Below are 19,919 nucleotides of genomic sequence, written 5' to 3'. Positions count from 1 at the left end.
TGGCATGAAAAAAACCCCTCAATCCATATTCCGGATTTTGGGGTTCAGCTCAAAATGCCAGCTTTTTATATTAAGTAACAAAGAACTTGTTAATCTTAAATTACTAAAAACTTATGTTTACTGAATATCTTTCCAAATAGCAGTAACTGTAATATTATCGTTTACTGTTATTTTATCTTTTGGATTATTTATATCTTCATTTCCAGATACAAGCCATCCAGCAAATTCTTTGCCATCTGGAGCTATGAATGTATTTTCAGGAAGGCTTATTTCGCTTCCTTTCACAACTTTTATTTCTGGAATCTCTCCATCCGCTCCATTGGATTCAAAATTTAAAGACACATAATCTTTTTCTCTATCTTTAAATACTGGTGTGATTTCTATATTTGCTTGAGTATTAAAAGTAAAACCTGGTTTTTTGATAGCATCTCTAACTTTCCATCCGGCGAATTCTTTTTCCTCAGGTATTGCGCCTTCATATTCTGGAAGAGTGAAGTCTTCACCTAAATTTACTTCATTTGTAGTAGCATTTACTAAGACCTCTACTTTTGGATTTTGGACATTTTCTATTTTTCCTGTATTTAAGTCAAGCTTATAAATTTGTACTTTGGTATTCCTTGCATAATCAGTTGCAATAACTTTAATTTCTACTTGATCAGGATTATTGTAATTAGCATAAGAATTTAATAAGCTATTAGCTTGGTATTCTTTTCCATTTACTAAAATTGATTTTTGTTGAATTCTTCCAGGATTTCCATTATCTATCTTATCACTTATAGATAAATTAAATTGTTTTTCTTTGCCATCAATCTCATATTTTAGTCTGATATTGTTATCAATATTTTTATCTGTTAATTCAATTTCTGGTTTAGTGTTGTCAATAAATATCTTGTATTGTGATCTAATACCTTCTGGCTCACCGTTACCTATATAGTCTTTGGCAGCCCAATCCATGATATCACCATCGTTAGCATCTATTTTTACTTCGAAGTCTTTGGAATTATCACTGTTTAGATCTCCATAAATTAAATATTGATCAACTATGGATTCATTTATTCTAAAGTTCCAGTTAAATCCACCTTTATCACCTACTTTTCCTCTTAAAACTAAGGGGCTTTTCTTAATGTAAAGTTCTCCGTAATTAGCGTTATTTTCATTTGTATAAGGATTAAAGTTATCATTATCCATATCAAGTTGGACTTTATCTTTATCTATATATACAATTTTGCCAATTTCTTCTACTAAATTTTCATCATTTAGTATAGCTTCTCCATTAGAATTCTTTTCTAGTTTATAGACTTCATATCTTAAGATGGTAAAGCCTTGAAGAGTCTTTATATTAGCTGTTTTAGTTGCTACATCTTTACTATCGTTAGTATATATATTTGATGATAAGGATTCTAATCCGGTTTTTCCAGGATTTATAGATATTATTTTAACTGCATATCCATTTTTAAATTTTAAATTATCACTTATTTCATAATAAATATTGCCGGCCTCATCTGCTTTCTCTTTTAATCCATGATTTAAGTCAGCTCCGCCAAGCTCTATGATATTTCCATAATTAGATTCGACAGTTGGTATTTTATCTTCTGTCTTCTTAGAGAATTTTTCTTTAGGCATTCTTATATAGATACTTTGGCTGCTACCATTTTTATCGGTTACGTATAGTTCTATATCTCCCTTATAATCAATACCTTTATTATTATCGACATCATTTATATTTGCCCATAGATTGAATGACATTGACTTATCTTTTTCGTTATATGTTGAGGGGATAGTCTTCACTTGACCTAGCTTGTTAGTTTTTTTCATAGCAGTAGATCTAAAGTAGATTTTAGCATCTTTACTTACGTTTTTGACTACACCTTCTATATCAAATCCACCATTTGCATTTAATATAATCTTTCCTACATAGTTATGGTCTTTAAAATAATCTAGGGAATTATCTACAAATTCCATCTTACTTCCATCAAGATATTTACTTGGAAGTCCATATTCATCTATGGAGTTTTCATCTCCATAATCGTAGCTTTCTTCTTTTATACCAGTTAATGGATTTTCTTTTTTGATCTTTTTTACTTTTATAATTCTATTTAGATCTTCATTATCAAGAGCTTCAATAGTAGATTTAGTAGTATCTATATTAATACTTGGTTTTCCTTCTAAATTAGCAGAGCTATTAGCTTCATTTTTATCTGATTTTTTTTCGCTTGTATTAATATTTTTTAATAACTTGGCGTCTATTTTTCCTGCTGAATTTTTTTCTTCAATATAGTCATCTATATCAGGATCGTAGGAGCTTTTTACAGTAGAGTATCCTAGCTTGCCGTTTATAATTTTTTTGTCAAATTTAACTTGATATAAATCAGTAAAGTTTGAAGCTCCATCTAAAGAAGCAATTTCTATTGTCTTTCCTAAAAGATTTTTATTAGCTCCCAATATTTTATAACAGCTGTTACCATCTTTATCTAGTTTAAAGCCGTTATATTTATTTTTTTCTCCAACATTTACTACTTTAAGTTTATCTAATATTTCGCCATTTTCATCTACAAAGGCAGCTCCTGCAAACCATACTTTGTTAGGAACTTCTTCAAATTTTTGAGGATTTTTTTCTTGTTCTCTTGTAAAGATAGTTTCATTTTTGTAGGCTTCTTTTTGCTTATGGTAGCTATCCTTTATTTTAAGTTTTATTTCATCAGGGTTAGATGCATCAACAGATACAATCTCAGGTGGAGTTCTATCTATTTTTACTGGAATATAGGAGATCTGATATGGATAATCAGGGGTTAGTCTATATTCAAATTTATAGAAATATTGCCCTTCTGCTATTGGCTCAAATTTGCCTTCAACATAATTTTTATCGTATTTATCTACTGAATGAGGATTATAGATCAATCCATCCCATCTCAGATCACCATAAACTTTTAGCTTAGAACCCTTTATACCTTTTGAGTCATTTCTTTTAGAGTTTAAGATTCCCTTTATAAAATGATCAACATCGAGTACTTTTAGATAATTTTGATTTTTAGGATTATCACTGTTTACTATAGAAACTTTAGCATCTGCTGCAGATCTTAAAATGAGTGGGCTTGGAGTAAGGCCTCTATCTGTTTCATAATCTTTGATAAGTTTACTTTCTCCAGTGGATTCTAGATCCCAATCTTGTGAATTGTTAAAGGCAAATAAATCTGGGTCTTGATCTAAGCTCTTATTATCATCTTCTCTATTTTGGATAACTCCTGCTGGTTTAAATAAATCTATGCCGTGTTCTCCTCCGCGACCTCTATTTAAGGTTCCAGGTATTTTTGGATTGCCTTCATCATCATAACCTACAATGCCCTTTGAACGAGATCCATCTTCCCAAGCCCATTTATCGATTATAGGTTCATTATTCCAGTCTCCAGCAAATCCCATAAATGGCATAGATAGAGAAGGTTGAGGATCCTTTCTGGTATTTTCTTTTTCTTCTTTTGACTCAAAGTTTATAAATCCTTCTATGAATTTATTTTTGTTAGTAAGGCTTCCAACGTCAAGGCTTGCACCTAAACTATAAGATCCTCTTGCAGGAATTACTATTTCGTTTTTAGCGAAGGTTAGCTTAGCTCCGTCAACTTTTTTTGGATGAATTTCATTAACTGTATGAATTCCAGTTTTGGACTTTTCATCATACTCTTCATCTAATTTTTTTACTTTAATCTCTCCATCTGTAGTAATAGGGGAGGATGATACTTTAAGAGTGATATCCCTATTAGTTGGATTATCAATATTAATTCTGAAATCTTTTTTCTTAGTTTTTATTTCCTTTAGAGAGACAGCTCCATAAGAGTTTGTTTGACCACTAGAGTCCTTTAGATCATAAGAAATTACTAAATTATTTTTAAGAGCTTTCTCAACATTGATAAGTCCGGAACCTTGTTGTCTAGGTGATGCGTAAAGATAAGTTCCACTTTCTTCTGTTTGAGGATCTATCATAGGAGTGGATGTTATTTGTAGCATTATTTTTGTAAGGGAAACCAAATCTATTCCTCTACTCTTAATAACTGGTTTTTTTACCATTTCTTTTAATTTAGGTCTAATAATAACTGTTGAACCTGATACTACTGGAGTAGCCATTGACGTACCTGACATATATTGATAGGTATCTTTTCCGTCTATTTTATTTAAGGTAGAGTATATATTTTTACCTGGGGCAGATACATCTGGTTTTAACATTAGATCTACTCTAGGTCCCCATGAAGTAGATCCGGCAGGAACATTAACATCTTGCCAAGGAATTTTTTTATCTAAAAATTTAATATTAAGTTCTTTTTCCTCTCCTACTTTAGGTTTTAGAGAGTTATATAGATTCATATCTATTCTATAGTCTGAGTCTTTTTTAGATTTGATATTAACCTTGTCGGAGCTTCCAGTTAGCATTGACCATAATTTTATACCGTCCATACCAGAGATGGAAAATACTTGTACTTTTGTAGCCTCATCTTCTTCATAGCCCATAGCTGGTACATTTTCCCAATCATCACGATTATAGTAGGATATGGTATTTACAACTATAACTCCAGCTGCTCCTTTATCAGCTGCTTTTTTAAAAGAATATTTTAAATCTTTTGTGTATATTCTATCCATGATTACAATTTTATCTTTTAGGTTTTTGCCAGCTATATCATCATCTTGACACTTGCCTAAATAAATAAATTTATACTTGTCTTTTTTAAAACTATTGGGATCAAAAAAAGCTCCTATTCTGGAATATCTAAAGTCGTTTCCACCAATATTTACTCCATCAAAATTGATTTTAGTATTTCTGGATGAGCCTACTGCTATGGCATCTTCGTGGGCTGCTGTTCTAGTTACATTTCCAGTATCTGTCATATTTAAGGCATTGTTTGCATATCTATCCCAAGAAGAATTAGATGCGGAAGTTGCATAATTACCAGTTGCAACGCAAACTGGAATGCCATGATTTCTTAGAGTTCTGATTGCTTGCCAATATTTTTCTCCCTTAAGTCCAGTACCTGTAAAACCTGAGGATATAGAAATTACATCTACATCATGTTTTATACAATCTTCAAAGGCATGAAACATAGTTTCATCTCCAGCAAATCCATCACTAGCATCTGAGTACATCTTATAAGAAAACAATTGAGCATTAGGGGCAATACCTCTGATTCCCTTACCTTTATTAATATCTTCCATAGTATCATTAGCAGCTAGAATTCCTGATATATGCATTCCATGAGGATCGTGATAATCTGAACCATCATCGTACTTTTCGGTTGTTATTTTTCCTCCATTTAGATAATTTACTGAATGTGGAACCTTTTCTGAAATATAGAAGTTCTTATCGGCTTCTGATAAGTTATCTAATTTTACCTTGGCGACTTTTTTTGCATCATCATCGAGTCTCATTGCCTTATGGCTTGCATCCATACCTGTATCTATATTGGCTATTACCATGCCTCTTCCATCATAATTTTTGCCGAGATTGGGATTTATTGCATTGATATTTTTAAGGTAGTTACTTGCCTTGTCTACCTTTACTAGGCTTCTGGCATTTTCCATTAAAGGATTGAGTTTTTCTGATTTTTCAATATCTGCAACTCCTTTAATAGTTTTTATATAATCTATGTTTTCTGGATAAGTAGAGATTGCTAATCCGTTGAATATAATATTATATTCGTAAAGGATTTTGGTATCCTTGATTGAATTTAATGCTTTTTTTACTTTATTTTTATCTGCATTCTTATTAAATTCGATAAAATATGCTTCTTTTTCAATATCTGCCTTTATACTAGCTTCGCTAGATAAATAATCATCAATAATTTTGCTCTTTTTCTGCTTGCTTCTATTAATATTTACCAAATCACTATCTTTTTTAGGATTTGTTGATTTTGATGCAAAGGATGGACTTACAAAGCTAAATACCATTGATAAAGCTAAAATAAAGGATATAGATTTATTATGATTTTTTTTCAATATATGCCTCCATAACTATTTTTAATTATCTATTTCTAGAATCTTACAATATTCTTTTAAAGCCATTTTTCCTTTTTCACGCAATGACTCAGATTGCTTTATCAGTTCTCTTAGCTTGTCAGAATATTTTTTGCTTAAACGTGAAGTAGTAGATAATAAATGTTGGAAAACATCACATGTAGATTGATTTTCGAATATAGCTTGTTTAAGATTATGGTAATCATTAATAATATCTTCTTTAAGATACCAACCTTCTTTAATATATTTATAGCAATCTGGAACATAAATTAGAGAACTATTATTATTCAAGCTATTAGAATTTTCGTGACTTCCTTTATTTTTATCAATAGTTTCTTTTGATGCTTCTGATGTATCATTGTTGTTTGCTTCATCTTTAATAAATGAATGATTATCTATTTTTCTAGACTTATCACTATCAATTATGTGGGTATCATCTATATTAGAGCCTTCATTCTTCTTTCTTGAATTATTCAAATCAATGGCTTCGTTATAGATTTTATAAATGTCGCCGTTAGATTTAGCCAAGTTAATTCTTTCCAAGTACTTTTCTTTTTCTGCATTTGTTAATTTAGATAAGCTTAATAGATTATCTAAAAAATCTTTTTTGTAGTCTTCATCTATATGATTTTCTTTTTTATCATTATTATCATCTGGCTCATTACTAGTTTTATCGTTAGACTTTTGATCCGAATTATCAGTAAGATTATCAATAGCTTTATTGTTATCTTTATGGTTTGAACTATCAGTGGACTTATCATTTGTATTATCAATAGTCTTAGATTTAGACTTTTTATAATAATAAATTTTACTAGAGTTAGAATAGATAACAGGGTTTTCATTGATAATTACATAGGATAGGTTTAAGTCATTTAAAATTTTGTCATTTTCTTTAACATCTTTATATGTTTTTAAAATATTTCCGTTTTGGTCGTAGGTTGTAATGTCTATGATCGATTGATCGCCTATTCTTTTTACTTGTACTTTTTGTTTCTTATCTTTACCTACATAATATTCAAAACTTTCACCATTTTCTTTAAGAATTTTATAATTTTCGCTAAATTTATCCAAACCAGTAGACTTGCCAGTATACTCATATGTTATTCCATCTTTGTTAATATTCTTAGGAGCTTGTGGAGGCGTGATATCCTGTCCAAAGAAACCAGAAGCGACAACAGGAGAATGAATATCATTATCAGTATTTGCGTCTAAAAAATGTGTAGTATGATGAACTCTTAGTGGTATATCATAAGTTGTAGTTTTATTATCTTGACTTTCTACATTATCGTTTTCTTTTACAATGCCAAAAGTACTTTCTCCAGTGTTTTTCTTATCTAAAGCTGAAATTTCTAATTCATTTCTAGAAATGTTTGTAGCTAATTTTCTGATATTTAATTCACCATTATAATCGATTTTATAGACTTTTTCAAATTCTTTTCCTTCACTATCAAATTTTTTTAAATGAACGTAAACTTTTTGATAAGGGTCATTTCTATCAATATAAAAAGTATAAGTAGCTCTATCTTCGTTATCTTCTCTATTATTTTTATATTGACCAAATACATAGTATTTGTCTTGATCTATTTTATCTAAGGGTATGTAACTTGGATAAGTAGGATCTTTCACAACAGTTATTAAATTTTTATCTTCAGTTTCTTCCACCTTAGAATCGCTTAAAATTTGTGGATCCTCAATTGGATTTTCCTCATTCTTAGTATCACTATTACTTATATAATCTTTAGTATCATTGTTACTTATATTATTTTTCTCACTGATATTTGTTGGAATATTATCAGTAGTCTCATTATCAGTTGATACTTTTTCTTCGATCTTATAATCGTTTTTACTGGTATTATTATTTTTTACATTTTCATCGTTTTGGTCTATATATGTTGCTTGTGTATTACTATTAGAAGAAAAGTCATTTTTAGATACTGATTTCTCATCAACCTCGTCTGCTTTAAAGCTATTTAAATTATAGTCTGTATTAAAATCTTTTTCTTCACTTGCGAATACACTTGATGGATTTGAAAAAATTAGCATCAAGGCTAGGATGCTGGTTAGCCTATATTTATTCGAATTATTTATATTATTCATTAAATTCCTCTCTTTATATTTTTTTATTTTTGCTTATTGCATAATATTTTTATAAAAATCATAAGTTAAAAAATAGTATGGCCATACTTATTTAGTTTATATATAAACAATTTTATTTAACGTAATGATTTTATAAGTAATATTATAATATAAGCAACAAAAAAATTCCAATAAAAAAATAAAAAGATTAGGTTTACCTAAATATTTTTTATGATTTGTTCTTACGATGAAATTATTTGGGAAATTTTTTAAATTAATTTGAAATTATTAATTTAAACTTATAATAAAGCTAGCTTGACTTAAAATTATTATAGACATACAAGGATAAGATTTGAGTATGATGAAGAAAAGTATATTATAATGGCTAATAGAGATTATATAAAAAACATTAGCCATTAAATTTAAAATATACGTATAATTAGATTATCAAATAGATTTTCCTTAATAGACTAGCCAAATATGAGCTATTTGATTTTGGATTTGATTAAATGACCAAGATATTTGGCTTTTTTTAATGCTATTAGGATCGTTTATTATAAATTTACCATTTTGATAAGAGTCGATAATAACTATATGACCAAATAGAGTAAAATAACCTCTAGTAACTGAAACTATCAAAGGACCATAATTTAGAGCTTCTATCATAGCATCTTTATCATTTGAGATATCGACAACTCTATATCCATATTTACTAGCCTCATCGTTAAAAAATGACCGGGAGACTCCACTTGCGTACATATATTCATTGGCATCTATGGAAATTTTATCTGGAGTTATAGAATTATCACCTGTTAAGCGAGCTAAAGCCATAGCCATAGAAGTTGGTCCACAACCAGCAATTCCTACATTTGACTGACCAAGTGAATTATAAGCCCATCGATTGTCCCATTGAAGAAAGTAAGGTGTTTTTCTATCTAGATTTACAGACTCCCCAGGATAAAACTCAAAATTCGTAATTCCATTTTGATAATTATAAACAAAATCAATTGTATCTGGGTCGTTTCCTGCTAAATAGAGCATAGTATCAGGCAAATTATCAAAATTATCATAAATCCACTCGGCTTTATTATTCCCGGAACCTTTTTCTTTTTTTAAGTTCTTTCTAAGAGTATCAAAATCATCTGTTTTTAAATTTTTATCAGTGATCAAATCCCCTAGGCTAATCTTATTAAAAAAGCTAGAACTATTGGATAGATTATCACCATTGATTTTTTCTCTAACAAATAAAATTATTATTATAATAATAAATAATTTAAATATTTTTTTTCTTTTTTTAGATTTTACAGATTTTCTTTTGTACATATTGTAAAAATTCTCCTTATTGTACTATAAAGTAAATTACACTAAAGAATATCTTACGTCAATATTTAACAAAGTAAAAAAGCTAGTTAATATAATAATATTTTAATTTAGAAATTAAATTGGGTAAATAAGTTTATAAATGAGTATAATATATTAAACTGATTTTAATGGAGGTTAGTTATGGAAATTAAAGATTTAAAACCTGAACTTGTTTGGAAATTTTTTAGTGAACTTAGTGAAATTCCTAGAGGTTCTGGAGATGAAAAAGCAGTATCTGATTATTTGGTAAATTTTGCCAAAGAAAGAAACTTAGATGTACGTCAAGACGAAACTTTAAATGTTATTTTCAAAAAAGATGCAACAGCAGGATACGAAGATAAAGAAACTGTTGCTCTACAAGGACATATGGATATGGTTTGTGTAAAAGAAGATGATTCAGACCATGATTTTAGCAAAGATCCTATCAAATTATTAATCGATGGTGACTGGGTAACAGCTGATGGCACAACATTAGGTGCTGATGATGGTATGGGTGTTGCACTAATACTTGCAATATTTGATGATGAAAAAGTAGAACACGGTCCACTAGAAGCTATTATTACAACTGGTGAAGAAACATCAATGGTTGGAGCAAATGCTATTGATGCATCAGATATTAATGCAAAATATTTAGTAAATATCGATACAGAAGATGATGGTATTCTTACAGTAGGTTGTGCTGGTGGATGCGATTTGGAAATCAGTTTTAAAAAAGAAAAGGAAGCTAGCCAGGGTGAATTTTTAAAACTTGACTTAAGAGGATTTGAAGGCGGTCACTCAGGTATGGAAATAGATAAGGGCCGTTTAAATGCTATAAAAACTCTTGGTAGACTTTTAGTAGATATAGAAGGTCTTCAAATTGCAGAATTAAATGGTGGAGTAAAAAGAAATGCTATAGCAGCAACTTCACAAGCTGTATTTGCAGTAGCAAATAAAGATAAAGCAAAAGAAATTATCGAACAAAGAATAGCTGATATACTAAATGAATCAAAAGATACAGATCCAAACGGTCAAATAAAATTAGAAAATGCAAGCTTTGATGGAGAAGTATTAACAGCAGAACTTTCTAAAAACATTGCAAACACTCTTTATACAATACCAGATGGTTTGGTTAAAAAATATAATGGAGAAATAATTACTTCTTCAAACATAGGTGTACTTGAAGAAGATGACAATGAAGTAAAATTTTCTTGTATGGCTAGAAGTCAAATAGATTCTGCTAAATTTAATAGAGCAGCTATTGTAGAAAAAATTGCAAGACAATTTGGCGCTGATTGCAAGCAGTTAAACTCTTATACTGGATGGCAAAGAGAAGAAACAAAACTAATTGATATTGCAAATGATATATGGAAAGAACAAACTGGTTCAGAAATGACAGTAGAAACAACTCACGGTGGTCTAGAATGTGGACTATTTAAAGGAGTTATGCCAAATGTAGAAATGCTATCATTTGGTCCAACTATCGAGGGAGCTCACTCACCAAGCGAGAGAGTAAGCATAGAATCAACTGAGAAAAATTACAAATTCTTAGTAGAATTACTAAAAAGAATCTAAGAAACTAAACCACCCAAGCCATGGGTGGTTTTTTATTTAGATATTTATATGTAGTTTATAAAATTATAGTGGAAAATGTTTGCATTTTCATAAAAAATATTGTAATATAATTACATAAGAAAATATATAAAAAAAGGAGGTACTATGTACGAGCAAAAAGTCACACTAACTAATGAGATTGGCTTGCATGCAAGGCCTGCATCGATTTTTATCCGCGCTGCAGTAAAGTTTCCTTGCGATATTACAGTTGAAAAAAATGGCAGAAGCTATAATGCAAAGTCAATAATGTCAGTTCTTAGCATGAGTGCTTCTAATGGAGATGAGTTAACTTTAAAAGCAGAAGGAGACAAGGAAGAAGAAGCCATAAAAAGCCTTGTTGAAGTCATAGAAAGTAAGATTAATAATCAATAAAATATTCACGAGCCAAGGCTCGTTTTTTTATTGCCTAAAAAAGGTACAATGAGTAAAGAATTATAATGATTGATAATTCCTAGTAAAGTAGTATATTTTAAATGAAATTTACTACTAAATTTATAAAGAAGAGGTAAAAATGTCTGAGTTATTAAAAATAGAAAATCTACATGTATCAGTTGAAGATACTGAGATTTTAAAAGGTATAGATTTAACAGTAAACAAAGGTGAAGTCCACGTTGTAATGGGATCAAATGGATCTGGTAAGTCAACACTTATGAATACAATCATGGCAAATCCTGTTTATGAAGTAACGGAAGGTAAAATTTATTTTGAAGGTGATGACATCACAGAAGAATCTGTAGATAAGCGTGCTCGCCGCGGAATATTTATGTCCTTCCAACACCCTGATGAAATTCCAGGAGTAAAATTAAATGATTTCCTAAGAATTTCTGAAGAACAAATTACAGGTGAAAAACCACAAATGCTTGCATTTACAAAACAGTTAGCAAAAGAAATGGATAGCCTAAACCTATCTGAAGACTATGCAGGAAGATATGTAAATGTTGGTTTTTCAGGTGGTGAACGTAAAAAATCTGAAATTTTACAAATGAAGATGCTAAATCCAAAACTTGCTATGCTAGACGAGACAGACTCAGGACTTGACGTTGATGCTGTTAGAATTGTAAGTAAGGGTATAAAAGATTATCTCACAGAAGATAATGCAGTAATTATCATCACTCACCACAGAGAGTTATTAGAAAATATCGAAGCTGATTATGTTCACGTAATTAAAGATGGCAAAATCGCTCACGAGGGTGATGCAAGTCTAATGGATGAAATCGAAAAACGCGGATACGAATGGGTGTAAAATATGCCAAGCAACAATATAGAAGAAAAATTAAAAGAGCTTGATCGTGGGTTCTATGATTTTATAGATGAATTTACCTACGATAAGATAACAGAAAAAGGTATCAATGCTGATATAGTAAACGAAATCTCTCGTGAAAAAGGCGAACCAGATTGGATGAGAATTAGAAGATTAAAATCTCTAGAACTCTTTAACAAAATGGAAAATCCAACTTGGGGACCAGATTTATCAGAACTTGATGTTAACGATATAACAGCATATGTAAAACCAAAAACAGATAAAAAATCAAATTGGGAAGCTCTTCCTGAAGAAATCAAAGCAACATTTGATAGACTAGGAATCCCACAAGCAGAACAAGAATCTTTAGCTGGTGTAGGTGCTCAATACGATAGTGAGGAAGTATATTTCTCAATCCAAAAACACTTAGAAGACCAAGGTGTTATCTTTATGGACTTTGCAACAGCCCTAAAAGAACACGAAGACCTAGTTAAAGAATATTTCCAAAGAGCAATTCCACCAACCCTTCACAAATACGCAGCCCTACACGGTGCAGTATGGTCAGGTGGATCATTAATCTATGTACCAGAGGGAGTAAAAGTAGATATTCCCCTACAATCATATTATAGATTAAATGCTCCAGGAGCAGGACAATTTGAACACACGATGATCATTGCAGAAGATAATGCAAAAGTTCACTTTATCGAAGGCTGCTCAGCACCTAGATATAACGTTGTTAATTTACATGCAGGTTCTGTAGAAATTTTCGTTGGTAAAAATGCAGAAGTAAGATTTTCTACAATAGAAAACTGGTCAAGAAATATGTATAACCTAAATACCAAACGTGCTATCGTTGATGAAGGCGGAAAAGTGATTTGGGTATCAGGATCATTTGGATCAAAAGTTTCTATGCTTTACCCAACATCAGTATTAGCTGGTGAAGGTGCAAGTGCAGAATATACAGGAATTACTTTTGCAGCTGATGGACAATATATTGACAATGGTTGCTCAATGATCCACCTTGCTCCAAACACATATTCAACAGCTCTTACAAAATCAATTACAGCTGGTACTGGTAAATCAATGACTAGATCTCTAGTTCAAATGAAGAAAAATGCCAAAGGCAGCCGTTCTACAGTAGACTGTGAAAACCTAATGCTAGGTGAAAATGCTCAATCAGATACAATTCCAGTATTAGACATTCGAAACGATGATGTAGACTGTGGTCACGAAGCTAAAATTGGTTCACTAAACCAATCACAAATATTTTATCTAATGAGCCGTGGTATTCCAGAAGATGAAGCAAAATCAATGATTGTTCGTGGATTTGCAGAACCAGTTAGCCGCGAGCTACCATTAGAATATGCAGTTGAAATGAACCACCTAATAGATATGGAACTAGAAGGAGCAAATGGTTAATGAGTAGACTAAATGAAATGAGAATGTACACTTGGAATTCTCAAGGGCTAAATTACGTAGACGCAAATCTTGGCCTAAAAGAAAGACAAGAGTACTTTAAAAATAGCGAAGGCGAATCAATCAAAGACTTAGAAGATGCTTTTAAAGCTTATGAATACGGCCTTTCTGAAGATACAAAAAAAGAAAACCAAGAATTTAGAAACTTTAGCATATACCGCGATGTAGAGGGTAAAAAAGATTTTGAATCTATCGAGCTAAAACTAGACAGTGAAAATAATATTTTGGTAGCAGGAATTGACATCAGTGCCCGTGAAAATTCAGAATCGTCATTCCTAATATCAGCCCTAGGTGAGGGAGAAAACTTATATTTAAACTCACAAGTAAGGGTAAATGTAGAAAAAAATGCCAAAGTAAAATTAGTTGTGGTAACAAACTTTGGTAAAAACTCTACAAACTTACAATCTATAAATACAATTATAGGAGAAGATGCACTTTTGGATATTTCCTATATTGAAATTGGGGCTGATTACTCAATTGTAAATATAAAAAATATCCTAGCAGGAGATAGGGCTCACGTAATCGAAGATGGAATTTACTTTAAAGAAAAAGAACAATTCCTAGATATACTTGCAAACAATGACCATTATGGAAATCAAACTGATTCTGATGCTATGTTTAATGGTGCGTTAAAAGATAGTGCCCACAAAAACTGGAAGGGTGTAGTTGATTTAAAACACGGTTGCTTTGAAGCGGATGGTAAAATTGGCGATTACTCAATGATGTTTTCTGACAATGTAAAAAACAAAACTGCTCCAATCCTTCTTTGTGCAGAAAAAGAAGTAGCAGGTAACCACGCAGCAAGTGTGGGTAGATTAAATAAAGAAATGTTATTTTACATCATGAGCCGTGGTTTTGATAAAAAACAAGCAGAATCAATGATGCTAGAAGCAACATTCTCAAAAGCCCTTGATAAAATTGAAGAAGAATCTTTAAGAGATGAACTAAAACAAAGAGTTCGTCAAATGAATACAAGGAATTAAAATGGATATAGAAAAAATTAGAGCTGATTTTCCTTACCTAGATAGCAAAAATCTAGGTAGGGAGGTCATCTACCTTGATACAGCAGCGACAAGTCAAAAACCAAAACAGGTTATTGAAGCTGTTGACAATTATTATAAATATCAAAATGCAAATCCTCACAGAGGAGCTCATTATTTAAGCTATGTAGCAACACAAGCTTACGAAAATTCTCGTGATTACATCAAGGAATACATAGGGGCAGCCCACCGTGAAGAGGTAATATTTACAAGAAATGCAACAGAAGCGCTTAATCTAATTGCTTATTCCTATGCTATGAATAATCTAAAAGCTGGTGATGAGATTTTAATTACTATCTTAGAACACCATGCAAATTTAGTTCCATGGCAAATGGTGGCCAAAAAAACTGGAGCAAAACTAGTTTATGCCTACCTAAACGATGATTATTCCCTTGATTATGATGATTTAAAATCAAAAATTAATGAGAATACCAAAATAGTTTCCTTTACTGGAGCAAGCAATGTAAATAGTGAGATTATAGATGTCAAAAAAATTGTAAAATGGGCTCACGAAGCTGGAGCTATTGCAATAGTTGATGGTGCTCAATTAATCCCACATTTAAAAACAGATGTAGCAGACTTAGATTGTGATTTTTTAGTATTTTCTGGACATAAACTTCTTGCACCAATGGGCATCGGTGTACTTTATGGTAAAAAAGAAATATTAGAAAAAATGGAACCATTCAATACCGGTGGGGACATGATAGAATATGTTTACGAACAAGATGTAACTTTTGCAGAGCTTCCTTATAAATTTGAAGCAGGAACTCAAGATGTTGGTGGAGTTGTAGGGCTTGCGGAAGCAATAAAATATATGGAAAATATCGGAGTAGAAGAAATCTACAACTACGAGTCAGAATTAACCCGCTATGCCTATAATTTGATCAAAGATATTCCAAATATTAAAATATTTTATCCGGAAAATGTAAAAACTGGAGCAGTTTTATCATTTACCTTTGAAGATATCCACCCACATGATATTGCCTCTATCCTTGATAGTAAGGGAGTTGCAGTAAGAAGTGGCCACCATTGTGCAATGCCACTTCATAAATACTTAGGAGTCAGTGCAACAGCGCGTGCAAGTTTTGCTTTTTATAACACCAAAGAAGAAGCGGAAATCTTTGCAAAAGAACTCTTAAATGTAAGAAAGGTAATGGGTTTATAATATGAATATGGAAGAAATTTATAGCCAAATAATCCTAGATCATTCTAGAAATCAAGCTAATAAACACGAACTAGAAGATGCTGACATCAAAGAACCAGGCCACAATCCATCTTGTGGAGACGAAATAGTTTTAGAATTAAAAACAGATGGAGAAAAAATTGTAGATGCAGCTTTTACTGGTGATGGATGTGCTATAAGCCAAGCCGCTACAAGTGTAATGTGTGATACAATCATTGGCAAAAGTAAAGAAGAAGCCAAAGAAATGGCAGATATTTATATCAGAATGATAAAAAGAGAAGAAGTAAGCGATGAAGAACTAGAAAAATTGGGCGATGCAGTAGCATTTATAAATATTCAAAATATGCCACAAAGAGTAAAATGCGCCCTACTTTCTTGGAAAACCCTAGATCAAGTTATCTAAAATGAATAAAAATAACTTAGAACAAATGGAATTTTTGACAAGCGCAATTACAACCTTGCTACTTGCAGCCCTTACTTTTTTACAATATCAAAAAAATCGCCCATATTGGTGGCTAATCTTAATAGTAACCATACTTATGGGGGCAAATGCTTATACCAAGTATAAAAAAATGAATAAAATATAACAGATAAAAGAGATCTTAAAGTTAGAAAACATTAGATCTCTTTTTTAATTACTTATTATTTTCTTTTCTTTCTGTCTTAGAACTATCCATCAACATATTTTTAAAACCACTATAAATTCTGTGAATAGAATATATAATTAATAAAGGTCTTATGGCAAGTAGGGAGTAGAAGTCACCATCTAAACTAAAGTAACTTACATTATTTACTTTCATTATAATATCACTTATGTACGATGAATTTATAAAGAAAAATGCAATTAATAGTCCACTAACTCCAAATACAAAATCTAAGTGCATTAATTTCTTATAATCTTTATCATTTACTTTATGCTCTTTCATATATCCTCCTTGGAATATGTTTACCTATGTTTATTATATCAGTAGAAATAATTAGAGATCAAGTTTAATATTTCTATGATTTGCTTAATTTCTTGGAAAACTTATTTTATTAAAAAATGAAATATCAATATTGATAAAAATTAGACTAATTTTTTAGTTTTTATATCAAATTTGATAAAAAAGAGTGGAAATCGTTTTTATTATATGTTATACTTAGCATAGGCAAAAGCCAATGACAATTTTTTTAGGAGGAGTGGTATTTATAGCTCAGATTTTTATAATATTCAAAATTATTTAATTGTAGCCTAAAATTACATATTGTTATGGCTTTTTATTTTTTTGAATACATATAGAAATGATTAAATGAAGCTATTAATTTTGGTTTTTGCAAAAAAACAATTCAATACCTGGGAAATATTTAACAAATGGGTAGATATAATAGGAGAAGGTAAGCTAATCTTAGAATTTACGCCAAATATTTTTCATGGCATCTGGAGGTAATTAACTTAATGGATATCAAAAAATACTCACAAGCATCGGTCGATGTTATAAATCATGCGAATAAAATTGCAATTAGATATAGTAATTCGGAAGTCTCCGACTTACATTTACTCTATGCAATTTTACAAAATCCTGATAATCAGATAGCAGAGTTTTTGAAAGAATCAGCAGTTAATTTTCAACAACTTAAGGATGACGTGGAAAATGCACTGACTAAACTTAGAAGTGCAAAGGGTGTAACAAACCTTTATGTCAGCAGATCTTATCAAAAAGTTTTGCTAGTAGCTGAAGAGCTTTCAAGAAATCTATTTGAAGAAAAAGTTAAATTAGAACATATTTTTTTGGCTTTATTAAAAGAAACTGAAACAACTAGCTCGAAAATAATGGGTCAGCATAAACTTGACTATGATAGTTTTATGCAGTTTGTTTCAAGGAAATTTAATGAGCAATTTTTAAATGGTATCGCCAAAGAAACCATTGCAAATCTTGAAAAATATGGACGAAATCTAACCAAAGAAGCAATCGAAGCCAAACTTGACCCTGTAATAGGCAGGGATGAGGAAACTCGTAGTGCCATCCGTGTTTTATCCCGTAGGATAAAAAACAATCCAATCTTAATTGGTGAGGCGGGTGTTGGTAAAACTGCTATTGTAGAAGGAATTGTCCAAAGGATTGTTCAAGGCGATGTGCCAGATAATCTAAAAAATAGGATAGTTTTTTCGCTAGATATGACATCACTTGTAGCAGGAACAAAATACAGGGGTGACTTTGAAGATAGATTAAAGAAAATTCTTGAAGTAGTAAGGGATTCTGAGGGTAAAATCATCCTATTTATCGATGAAATCCACAATATTATCGGGGCTGGAAATACATCTGGAACTATGGATACTGCAAATATCCTAAAACCAATGCTTGCTCGTGGTGAAATCCTAACAATAGGTGCAACAACTATCGAAGAATACAAAAAGTATATCGAACAAGATGGAGCCCTTGATCGTAGATTTCAAAAAATAATGGTAAATGAACCAAGTGTTGAAACATCAATCGCCATCCTGAGAGGTGTGAAAGGCAAATATGAAAAACATCATATGGTAAAAATTTCGGATACTGCTTTAGTAGAAGCTGTAAAGCTTTCAAAGAGATTTTTATCCTACAGAAAACTACCAGATGTTGCCATAGATGTCATCGATGAGGCTGCAGCATTAACGCGAATGACCAAAGATCAAAAACCTGTCGAAATAGACAATTTAAACCGCGCGCTAATCCAAGCCGAAATGGAAAAAATAGCCTTAAAGGATGAAACAGACAATATATCACGTGATAGGATTGTCGAAAAAGAAACAGAGATAGAAAATCTAAAAAACTCTTTGGAAGAAAAAACCAAGTTATACGAGCTTGAAAAAGAAAGACAAGAGCAGATTTTACTTTATGAAAAAGAACTTGATGACATTTTAGCTGATATTGAAATAGCTCAAAATGAACATAATATTAGCGAATTAGACGAAAAAATGAAGTCTAAAAAACTAGTAGAAGCTAAACTTGATAAATTAAACAATCAAGAAGCTTATTATCCACTTTCAACTAGTGTGACAAGTTCTGAAGTAAAAGAGATTATTTCTAAATTATCAGGCATGCCAAAGGTAAAACTACAATTAAACAAAATCGAAAACCTTGATGAAATCAGGGCTAAGATGAAAGAAGAATTTGTAGGCAATGACAAAATGATTGATAAAATCATAGATACCTACCTAATTTCTGAGGGAGGTTTGTTTGAAAGAAGCAAACCAATTGGTAGTTTTCTAATTGCTGGAAAAGGCGCTGGCAAAAGTTATATAGCAGAGCTAACTTCAAAATATCTTTTTGATGGAGAAACTAGCCTTTTAAGATTTGATATGGGTGAGTTTACAGAAAAATCAGCCGTTACAAAACTTATAGGAGCTCCTCCAGGATATGTTGGCTATGAAGTAGGAGGCATCCTAACAGAAGCTATAAGAACAAAACCATATAGTGTAGTAGTATTTAACAATATAGAAAAGGCAAATGTAGAAATCCAAAGTTTGGTCTCACAAATTTTAAGTGCTGGCAAGCTAAAAGACAACAAGGGCCGCAATATTGATTTAAAAAATACTATGATTTTCCTAACCACTTCGGAAAATATTGAAGATAATAATTTAGAAAATGATATCTCGGGTATAACTAATGTAGTGGATTATGTTTTTTATCTAAAAGAACTAGAAAAAGACTCAATCGATAAATTAATAAAAATCAATCTAAACAAATTAGAAGATGATTTAGAAGGTAACCGTATCAGTCTTAGCTATGATGATCAGTTTATAAAAAAATTATCAGCATATGCAGTTAAATTAGATATGGATATCAGAGATATAAAGAAATTTATCGAGCAAGAAGTTTATCTAGAAATTTCTAAGAAGATTTTAGAAACTAAGTCAGATAATCCATTGCAAATTAAATTAGCATTTGAAGATGAAAAACTAAATCTGACAGCAAAAGAAAAAAATTGGAGGTAA

At 31.1% G+C, this 19,919-nt stretch carries 13 protein-coding genes; 9 read left to right on the top strand and 4 right to left on the bottom strand.

The annotated features are described in order from the left end of the window. Positions 1–117 precede the first annotated feature (117 nt). The 3 genes from JNO63_RS06570 to JNO63_RS06560 all read right to left on the bottom strand — a co-directional run bounded on the left by JNO63_RS06570 (position 118) and on the right by JNO63_RS06560 (position 9,393). Entirely contained in the window at positions 118–5,976 is a 5,859-nt protein-coding gene (locus JNO63_RS06570; protein WP_238390488.1) for a S8 family serine peptidase, read from the bottom strand. A 21-nt stretch (positions 5,977–5,997) separates the two neighbouring features. Continuing rightward, entirely contained in the window at positions 5,998–8,091 is a 2,094-nt protein-coding gene (locus JNO63_RS06565; RefSeq protein ID WP_203127703.1) for a GA module-containing protein, read from the bottom strand. Between the two features lie 441 nt (positions 8,092–8,532). After that, positions 8,533–9,393, bottom strand: coding sequence for a C39 family peptidase (locus tag JNO63_RS06560; protein WP_203127702.1), 861 nt, complete (start codon positions 9,391–9,393; stop codon positions 8,533–8,535). 180 nt (positions 9,394–9,573) lie between these two features. Here JNO63_RS06560 and pepD point away from each other — a divergent pair, with 180 nt between their 5' ends. From pepD to JNO63_RS06520, 8 genes are all read left to right on the top strand, one after another. Further along, complete coding sequence (gene pepD / locus JNO63_RS06555) at positions 9,574–10,986, top strand: beta-Ala-His dipeptidase (protein WP_203127701.1); 1,413 nt, start codon at positions 9,574–9,576, stop codon at positions 10,984–10,986. 144 nt (positions 10,987–11,130) lie between these two features. After that, on the top strand, positions 11,131–11,397 hold the full coding sequence (locus tag JNO63_RS06550) for an HPr family phosphocarrier protein (protein WP_203127700.1): 267 nt from the start codon (positions 11,131–11,133) through the stop codon (positions 11,395–11,397). Positions 11,398–11,536: 139 nt separating this feature from the next. Continuing rightward, positions 11,537–12,268: a Fe-S cluster assembly ATPase SufC gene (gene sufC, locus JNO63_RS06545; RefSeq protein ID WP_203127699.1), complete on the top strand. Its 732-nt coding sequence runs from the start codon at positions 11,537–11,539 to the stop codon at positions 12,266–12,268. A 3-nt stretch (positions 12,269–12,271) separates the two neighbouring features. Then, positions 12,272–13,684: a Fe-S cluster assembly protein SufB gene (sufB, locus tag JNO63_RS06540; protein WP_203127698.1), complete on the top strand. Its 1,413-nt coding sequence runs from the start codon at positions 12,272–12,274 to the stop codon at positions 13,682–13,684. Beyond that, positions 13,684–14,724, top strand: a complete 1,041-nt coding sequence (locus JNO63_RS06535; RefSeq protein WP_203127697.1) for a SufD family Fe-S cluster assembly protein — start codon at positions 13,684–13,686, stop codon at positions 14,722–14,724. The genes sufB and JNO63_RS06535 overlap by 1 nt, the downstream gene beginning before the upstream one ends. Position 14,725: 1 nt before the next feature. Beyond that, the gene (locus JNO63_RS06530) at positions 14,726–15,946 is read left to right on the top strand and encodes a SufS family cysteine desulfurase (RefSeq protein ID WP_203127696.1); all 1,221 of its coding nucleotides are present in this window, start codon (positions 14,726–14,728) and stop codon (positions 15,944–15,946) included. Position 15,947: 1 nt separating this feature from the next. Beyond that, on the top strand, positions 15,948–16,367 hold the full coding sequence (sufU, locus tag JNO63_RS06525) for a Fe-S cluster assembly sulfur transfer protein SufU (RefSeq protein ID WP_203127695.1): 420 nt from the start codon (positions 15,948–15,950) through the stop codon (positions 16,365–16,367). 1 nt (position 16,368) lies between these two features. Continuing rightward, positions 16,369–16,551 carry a hypothetical protein gene (locus JNO63_RS06520; protein ID WP_203127694.1) on the top strand — a complete coding sequence of 61 codons (183 nt, stop codon included), beginning with the start codon at positions 16,369–16,371 and terminating at the stop codon, positions 16,549–16,551. A gap of 48 nt (positions 16,552–16,599) precedes the next feature. On the opposite strand, the gene JNO63_RS06515 is transcribed toward JNO63_RS06520, so the two are convergent. Further along, positions 16,600–16,890: a hypothetical protein gene (locus tag JNO63_RS06515; protein ID WP_203127693.1), complete on the bottom strand. Its 291-nt coding sequence runs from the start codon at positions 16,888–16,890 to the stop codon at positions 16,600–16,602. A gap of 509 nt (positions 16,891–17,399) precedes the next feature. Between JNO63_RS06515 and JNO63_RS06510 the strand changes: the two genes are divergently transcribed. Further along, positions 17,400–19,919: an ATP-dependent Clp protease ATP-binding subunit gene (locus tag JNO63_RS06510; RefSeq protein WP_203127692.1), complete on the top strand. Its 2,520-nt coding sequence runs from the start codon at positions 17,400–17,402 to the stop codon at positions 19,917–19,919.

This window comes from Anaerococcus sp. mt242, assembly GCF_016798225.1.
GTDB lineage: Bacteria > Bacillota > Clostridia > Tissierellales > Peptoniphilaceae > Anaerococcus.
Note: the sequence above shows the minus strand (reverse complement) of the source record. Positions and strands in the feature narration are given on the sequence as shown.

Coding starts and splice junctions, on each gene's coding strand:
- JNO63_RS06560 (WP_203127702.1), bottom strand. CDS start 9,393: ATGTACAAAAGAAAATCTGTAAAATCTAAAAAAAGAAAAAAAATATTT.
- JNO63_RS06520 (WP_203127694.1), top strand. CDS start 16,369: ATGAATAAAAATAACTTAGAACAAATGGAATTTTTGACAAGCGCAATT.
- sufC (WP_203127699.1), top strand. CDS start 11,537: ATGTCTGAGTTATTAAAAATAGAAAATCTACATGTATCAGTTGAAGAT.
- sufB (WP_203127698.1), top strand. CDS start 12,272: ATGCCAAGCAACAATATAGAAGAAAAATTAAAAGAGCTTGATCGTGGG.
- JNO63_RS06515 (WP_203127693.1), bottom strand. CDS start 16,890: ATGAAAGAGCATAAAGTAAATGATAAAGATTATAAGAAATTAATGCAC.
- JNO63_RS06565 (WP_203127703.1), bottom strand. CDS start 8,091: ATGAATAATATAAATAATTCGAATAAATATAGGCTAACCAGCATCCTA.
- JNO63_RS06535 (WP_203127697.1), top strand. CDS start 13,684: ATGAGTAGACTAAATGAAATGAGAATGTACACTTGGAATTCTCAAGGG.
- JNO63_RS06510 (WP_203127692.1), top strand. CDS start 17,400: ATGGATATCAAAAAATACTCACAAGCATCGGTCGATGTTATAAATCAT.
- JNO63_RS06530 (WP_203127696.1), top strand. CDS start 14,726: ATGGATATAGAAAAAATTAGAGCTGATTTTCCTTACCTAGATAGCAAA.
- JNO63_RS06550 (WP_203127700.1), top strand. CDS start 11,131: ATGTACGAGCAAAAAGTCACACTAACTAATGAGATTGGCTTGCATGCA.
- pepD (WP_203127701.1), top strand. CDS start 9,574: ATGGAAATTAAAGATTTAAAACCTGAACTTGTTTGGAAATTTTTTAGT.
- sufU (WP_203127695.1), top strand. CDS start 15,948: ATGAATATGGAAGAAATTTATAGCCAAATAATCCTAGATCATTCTAGA.